Source organism: Sphingobium indicum BiD32 (assembly GCF_000382885.1).
In the GTDB taxonomy this organism is placed as follows: Bacteria; Pseudomonadota; Alphaproteobacteria; order Sphingomonadales; family Sphingomonadaceae; genus Sphingobium; species Sphingobium japonicum_C.
In genome coordinates this window covers 23,427-29,679 of sequence record NZ_CAVK010000007.1, presented here as the reverse complement: position 1 = coordinate 29,679, position 6,253 = coordinate 23,427, and the positions used below count along the sequence as shown (strand labels likewise).

Annotated in this window: 6 protein-coding genes; 2 read left to right on the top strand and 4 right to left on the bottom strand. The window is 65.4% G+C overall.

Annotated features, from left to right (window positions below; all coding sequences use genetic code 11):
• Positions 1 to 117 precede the first annotated feature (117 nt).
• Positions 118 to 1,002 carry a bestrophin family protein gene (locus EBBID32_RS00650; RefSeq protein WP_006948883.1) on the bottom strand — a complete coding sequence of 295 codons (885 nt, stop codon included), beginning with the start codon at positions 1,000 to 1,002 and terminating at the stop codon, positions 118 to 120.
• Positions 1,003 to 1,145: 143 nt separating this feature from the next.
• Here EBBID32_RS00650 and EBBID32_RS00645 point away from each other — a divergent pair, with 143 nt between their 5' ends.
• Positions 1,146 to 2,465: a dicarboxylate/amino acid:cation symporter gene (locus EBBID32_RS00645; RefSeq protein ID WP_006948882.1), complete on the top strand. Its 1,320-nt coding sequence runs from the start codon at positions 1,146 to 1,148 to the stop codon at positions 2,463 to 2,465.
• On the opposite strand, the gene EBBID32_RS00640 is transcribed toward EBBID32_RS00645, so the two are convergent.
• Together EBBID32_RS00640 and EBBID32_RS00635 are read right to left on the bottom strand one after the other, a co-directional pair.
• Positions 2,458 to 2,640, bottom strand: coding sequence for a hypothetical protein (locus tag EBBID32_RS00640; RefSeq protein ID WP_006948881.1), 183 nt, complete (start codon positions 2,638 to 2,640; stop codon positions 2,458 to 2,460). The genes EBBID32_RS00645 and EBBID32_RS00640 overlap by 8 nt on opposite strands.
• A 28-nt stretch (positions 2,641 to 2,668) precedes the next feature.
• Complete coding sequence (locus tag EBBID32_RS00635) at positions 2,669 to 3,958, bottom strand: adenylosuccinate synthase (protein ID WP_006948876.1); 1,290 nt, start codon at positions 3,956 to 3,958, stop codon at positions 2,669 to 2,671.
• A 236-nt stretch (positions 3,959 to 4,194) separates the two neighbouring features.
• Between EBBID32_RS00635 and EBBID32_RS00630 the strand changes: the two genes are divergently transcribed.
• Positions 4,195 to 5,058 carry an alpha/beta hydrolase gene (locus tag EBBID32_RS00630; RefSeq protein WP_006948874.1) on the top strand — a complete coding sequence of 288 codons (864 nt, stop codon included), beginning with the start codon at positions 4,195 to 4,197 and terminating at the stop codon, positions 5,056 to 5,058.
• Here the strand turns inward: EBBID32_RS00630 and EBBID32_RS00625 are convergent.
• Positions 5,055 to 6,185 (bottom strand): ATP phosphoribosyltransferase regulatory subunit, encoded by a 1,131-nt coding sequence (locus EBBID32_RS00625; RefSeq protein ID WP_006948872.1) that lies wholly within the window; start codon positions 6,183 to 6,185, stop codon positions 5,055 to 5,057. The genes EBBID32_RS00630 and EBBID32_RS00625 overlap by 4 nt on opposite strands.
• Positions 6,186 to 6,253: the final 68 nt, after the last annotated feature.

Here is a 6,253-nt window from a genome sequence, read left to right as displayed (position 1 = left end):
GGGTTCGACGCAGAGGCGGCTGGCTTCGGTTAGCTCAGCAGACCCTCTCCCAGCTACGACTAGCAGCAAGCTGCCAAGTCTCCACACCCTCTCCCTCAAGGGAGAGGGTTTAAGCCCTTACCACAACACCCCGCGCACGGGCTTGAGCGGTTCCGGCGCAGGGTCGCCGATCGACTGGAGCAGGTCGATCTCGATCGTGCGGCACATGGCGTTGAGCGATACGTCATGCACGCTGTTGGCGAAGGGATCGACCAGATCGTCGCCGATCCGCAGCACCGCCAGGAACATGAGGCCCGCCACCGTCGATCCCAGCGGCGTCGCCAGCCCCAGCGTCTCAACCAGCCCGATCGGCAGGAAGAGGCAGAAGAGATGGGTGAAGATGGTCGGCAGATAGCGATATTGCACCGGCAGCGGGGTATTTTTGAGCCGCTCCATCCCGCCCTGCGCATTGGCGATGTCCACCAGCACCGCCTCCATCTGGGTCTGCTGGATCGTGTCGATCCACCCTGTGCGCCGGGCAATGTCGATACGGCGACCGGTGCTGTCGAGCAGGCCATTGGCCGCATTGGTGCGGGCCAGCGCCAGCCCCTTGTCCTTTTCCTCCAGAAAGCGCGTCACGTCCTCGTCAAGCGGCAGGCGACGGAGCTGGCAGCGCAGCGCGTTCACATAGGCGATCTGGCGCTTGACGATTTCCCGTTTCAAATCGCGGCCTTCCGGATCGGGCAGGAAATTGCGCGTGGCGCGTGACAGGCTGCGCGAGGCGTTGATCATCGCCCCCCACAGCGTCCGCCCTTCCCACCAGCGCTGATAGGCGGAATTGGAGCGGAACCCCAGGAACAGGGCCAGTACGGTGCCGAAAATGGTCAGCGGCAGTTCGGGCGCCTTGAACGGCAGCACATAATAGGTGATCGTGACGGCACAGTCCCACACGAACAGCAATGTCAGCGGCTTCCACACTTCAGCGGCAATGCGGCGGAAACTGGGGACGGGATCAATGATCATGACAGTCTCCAAATGGCAGGACCGCGCCAACGCGAGACGCGCAGAAAAGCTCCCTCGATGCTATAGCGAAATGACCTGCCCTTTGGTGCAACCTGGCGGCGTGCCGGACCGTTGGGCAGCTATGGTAACATAAGGACAGGCGATTGACCGGCACGACATCCGAACCAAAGGCCGAAACCGGAACGAGGACGGCAGCGGTGTCGCTCCAGTGGCAGATGCTCGCCGGGTTCGTGATCGGCCTCGTCGCCGGGCTGGCCGTCTATATGACCGCGCCCGACGCGCGCTGGGTCGATGGCGTCACCACCTATATCACCGGGCCGATCGGCCAGATTTTCCTGCGGCTGCTGTTCATGCTGGTCATCCCGCTGCTGGTGTCGGCCCTGATCGTCGGCATTGCCGAGATGGGCGAGATCCGCGCGTTGCGGCGGGTGGGCTTTCGCACTTTGGTCTATACGCTGGTCGTGTCGGCCATTGCCGTGGCCGTCAGCCTGATCGTGGTCGATCTGTTGCGGCCCGGTGCGGGGATCGACCCGGCAATGGCGCGGGCGATGCTGAACGAGGCGGGACCGGGCGCGCAGGCGATAGTGAGCCGGGGCAGCGATGCGCCGCAGGGGATGGCCGCCTTCATTGCCATCATCCCCGACAATATCGTCGCGGCCATGGCGGGTAACGACATATTGGCGGTGATGGTCTTTGCGCTGTTTTTCGGCATCGGGCTGATGCTGGTGCGCACGCCGCAGACGCAATTGCTGTTGAGCGCGATGGAAGGCCTGCTGGCTGTGACGATGCGGCTGATGGGGCTGGTCATCCGCCTGGCCCCGATCGCCATCGCCTGTTTCATGTTCAACCTGGCCGCGCAGTTCGGCTGGGACTTGCTGATCCGCCTGTCTGCCTATGTCGGCGTGGTGCTGCTGGCGCTGGCGATCCAGATGTTCGGGGTCTATTCGCTGCTGATCGGCTTCATCGCCCGGCGATCGCCGCTGCGCTTCTTTGCCGATGTGCAGGAGGCGAGCGTCATGGCCTTCGCCACCGCCTCCTCCAACGCGACCCTGCCGACCGCGTTGCGCGTGGCGGAGGATAATCTGCGCCTGCCCCGCCGCATCGCCCGCTTCGTCCTGACCATCGGCGCGACCGCCAACCAGAATGGCACGGCGATGTTCGAGGGGATCACGGTGATCTTCCTCGCCCAGTTTTTCAGTATCGAACTGAGCATAGCCCAGCAGGTCATGGTGATGATGATGTGCATATTGGGCGGCATCGGCACGGCCGGAGTGCCAGCCGGGTCGCTGCCGGTGGTGGCGATGATATTGGGCATGGTCGGCATACCGCCCGAAGGGATCGGGCTGGTGCTGGGGGTCGACCGGCTGCTCGACATGTGCCGCACCGCGCTCAACGTGACCGGCGATCTGGTCGCGGCGACGGTGATCGCGGCGGGTGAGGAAGAAAAGCCGACGTTTACCTGAGCTTGGCGATGTTCAGCCCGTCCTCCTTGGCGCGGGCCTTGGTCGATTCCTCGGTGCGGGTCAGCGCCTTGGCGATGGCTTTGAGGCCCATCCCCTTCTTGGCCAGCAGGTGCAGCTTCTGGATCTCATCCTGAGTCCAGGCCTGCCGGTGCCGTTCAAATTTCTCGCCCGCCATCTGTTTTCCTTTCGGGAAGGTCGCGCCATCAATCCGCGAAGGGATCGCGCACCAGGATAGTATCCTCGCGCTCCGGGCTGGTGGACACGAGCGTGACCGGGCAGCCGATCAGTTCCTCGATCCGGCGGATATATTTGATCGCCTGCGCCGGAAGGTCGGCCCAGCTGCGCGCGCCAGCCGTGGTGTCGTGCCAGCCTTCGATGCTTTCATAGATCGGCTGCGCCTTGGCCTGATCCTGCGCATGGGCGGGCAGATAATCGTAGCTCTGGTCGCCAATCTGGTAGCCGACGCAGATGTTGAGCGTATCGAACCCATCGAGCACGTCCAGCTTGGTCAGCGCGATGCCGGTGACGCCCGACACCGCGATCGACTGGCGCACCAGCACCGCGTCAAACCAGCCGCAGCGGCGCTTGCGCCCGGTGACGGTGCCAAATTCATGGCCGCGTTCGCCAAGCCGCTGGCCAGTGGCGTCCTCCAGTTCGGTGGGGAAGGGGCCGGAGCCAACGCGGGTGGTGTAGGCCTTGACGATGCCCAGCACGAAGCCCGCCGCGTTGGGACCAAGGCCGGTGCCGCTCGCCGCCGTGCCCGCCACCGTGTTGGAGGAGGTGACGAAGGGATAGGTGCCATGATCGATGTCGAGCAGGGTGCCCTGCGCGCCCTCGAACAGGATGCGCTTGCCCGCCGCCTTGGCGCGGTTGAGCGTCAGCCAGACCGGCTTGACGAAGGGCAGGATGAAGTCGGCAATCTCGGTCAGTTCCGCCATCAGCGCGGCGCGGTCGATCGGCGGTTCGCCAAAGCCGGCGCGCAGCGCGTCATGATGGGCGGTCAGGCGATCAAGCTGCGGGCCAAGATCGTCGAGATGGGCCAGATCGCACACGCGGATCGCGCGGCGGCCGACCTTGTCCTCATAGGCCGGGCCGATGCCGCGCCGTGTGGTGCCGATCTTGCCCGCTCCGCTCGCATCCTCACGCAGCCCGTCAAGATCGCGGTGGAAGGGCAGGATCAGCGGGCAGGTTTCGGCGATCTGAAGATTGTCGGGCGTGATCGACACGCCCTGCCCGGTCAGCTTGGCGACTTCATCGCGGAAATGCCACGGGTCCAGCACCACGCCATTGCCGATCACGCTGAGCGTGCCGCGCACGATGCCCGACGGCAGCAGCGAGAGCTTATAGACCTTCTCACCCACCACCAGCGTATGACCGGCATTATGGCCGCCCTGGAACCGGGCGACGACATCGGCGCGCTCCGACAGCCAGTCGACGATCTTGCCCTTGCCCTCGTCACCCCATTGGGCGCCGATCACGGTTACATTTGCCATGGATACAGATCTCCGCCCGCCGCGCGGACCGGCCATGCCCTTCGACGGGACTCGACATGCCGGTAGGATCGATTGGGCGCCCGACAGAATTATGGGGCACCCGGTGCGGGCGCGGGTTAGCGGCGCGGGGCGGGCGCGTCAAGGCGGGGAACGTTACACTTTGATACAGGGCAGCGGCTTTACGCCATGATGCAGGCGCGCGATCCTGATCATCCGTAGCATGATGGAGATGCGCCGTGCGGATACCCCTGATCCTTGTCCTTTGCCTATCGCTCCTGTCGCCCGCCGCCAGCGTGGCGCAGGGGCAGCCAGGGGAGCAAGTGCTGGCCTATGGCAGCGATCCGGCGCAGACGCTGGATATCTGGCCGGGCAAAGCCGACAGTGAGCCGGACATAGCGAGGCCATTGGTGATCTTCGTCCATGGCGGGGGATGGAAGCGCGGCAGCAAGGACAATGCCACGGGTCGTCATAAATCTGTTCATTATCAACAGCTTGGATATGCATTCGCCTCGATCGACTATCGCCTGGTTCCCGGCGCGACGGTGGAACAGCAGGCGCAGGATGTTGCCGATGCGGTGGCGTTCCTGCGCAAGCGGGCTGCGACGCTGGGGGTCGATCCGGGCCGGATCGTGCTGATGGGCCACAGTGCAGGCGCGCATCTGGTCGCGCTGGTAGGGACGGACATGCGCTATTTCGCCAAAGCGGGACTGGGCGCGGATGCGGTGCGCGGGATCATCCCGCTGGACGGGGCGGCCTATGATGTCGCGACCCAGATGGCGCAGTCGGGCCGGTTCATGAAAGGCACCTATGAACAGGCGTTCGGCACCGATCCCGCGCGGCAGCAGGCGCTGTCGCCGACCCGCCATGCCGGCCGGCCCAATGCCCCGTCCTTCCTGATCCTGCATGTCGACCGGAACGATGGCGCGGCGCAGTCGCAAGCGCTGGCAGCGGCATTGAAACGCGCGGGGACGCCAGTGGACCTACACGCGCTGGAGGGTCGCGGGCTGCGCGGCCATATGCAGATCAACCGGCAGATGGGCGACCCCGCCTATCCCGGCACGGCGATCGTGGATGCGTGGCTGGCGCGGATCTTCGGTTAGAAGGGGCGCAGTTCCGCGCCATCGAGCCAATGGGAACAGCGCAGCGTTACGCCATCCTCATCCCCCACCAGCGCGGCGACGGTGTGCCAACCTTCCGCCCGCAGTTCGGCGGCGCGGGCAGCGTCCGCGCCCAGCGGCAGGAACAGGCGTTTGGGTGCTTCATCGCCAAAGCCAGCGTCGATCAGCGGATCGGGATAGAGCGAAAAACCGATGGCCGGTTCGTCCTGCCCGTCGGCGCGCAATATGGCGTAGCTGCCGCCCCGGCCGATTTCGCCGATGAACCCTTCGGCAAAGATCGAGAAGCCGAACCAGTTCTGATATTCAAAGCCATGCCGTTCGGTCGGGTCGAGCGTCAGGGTGATGTCCCAGCCGATCGGTTTGGCGATAGCGCGCAGGCCCGCAATGCGGCTGTCGATCGCGCCGCCAAGGCTCGCGTTGAAGGCTTCGAGTCGCTCCATCGCGGCGTGGAACGGCCCGGTCGCCTCGATCAGCGGCAGGTAAGCGGCGGCTTGCGGGCCGAGGGCGACGAGCGCGCCGGCATCCTTGGCGTCGAGTTCGGTGCGCACCGCTTCCAGTTCATCCGCCGCCAGCGGCAGCGGCCCGGCGGCCAGCATGTCGATCAGGTCTGGCAGGGTGAAGTCGATGGTGAGGCCACTGACGCCTGCGGCCTGCAACGCTTCGATCGCGACATTGACGATTTCGACCGCGGCAGCGACGCTGTCCGACCCGATCAGTTCGGCCCCGACCTGCAATTTCTCGCGTTCGGGGCGCAGCTGGTTGGCCTTGAGGCGCAGCACCGGCCCGGCATAGGAGAGGCGCAGCGGACGCGGCGCGGTGGCCAGACGAGTCGCGGCGATGCGGCCGACCTGCGCCGTCATGTCCGGGCGCAGCGCCAGGCTGCGCTGCGACACCGGATCGACCGCGCGGACCAGATCCTGCGCGCGCATGGATTTGAGGCGCTGGGTGAGCGTATCTTCAAACTCTGCAAGCGGCGGCATGACCCGCTCATAGCCATGGGTCGCGACCGTATCCAGCACGCGGCGCGCAAGCCGGGCGGAGGCTTCGGCCTGCGGTGGCAGGCGGTCGGACAATCCTTCGGGAAGAAGGCCGGGCGGGATCATGGTCATGGCTTGCGCCTTTAGCGGATTATACGACCAATTCTACTCCGTTCGTCCTGAGTAGCCATTGAGCGAAG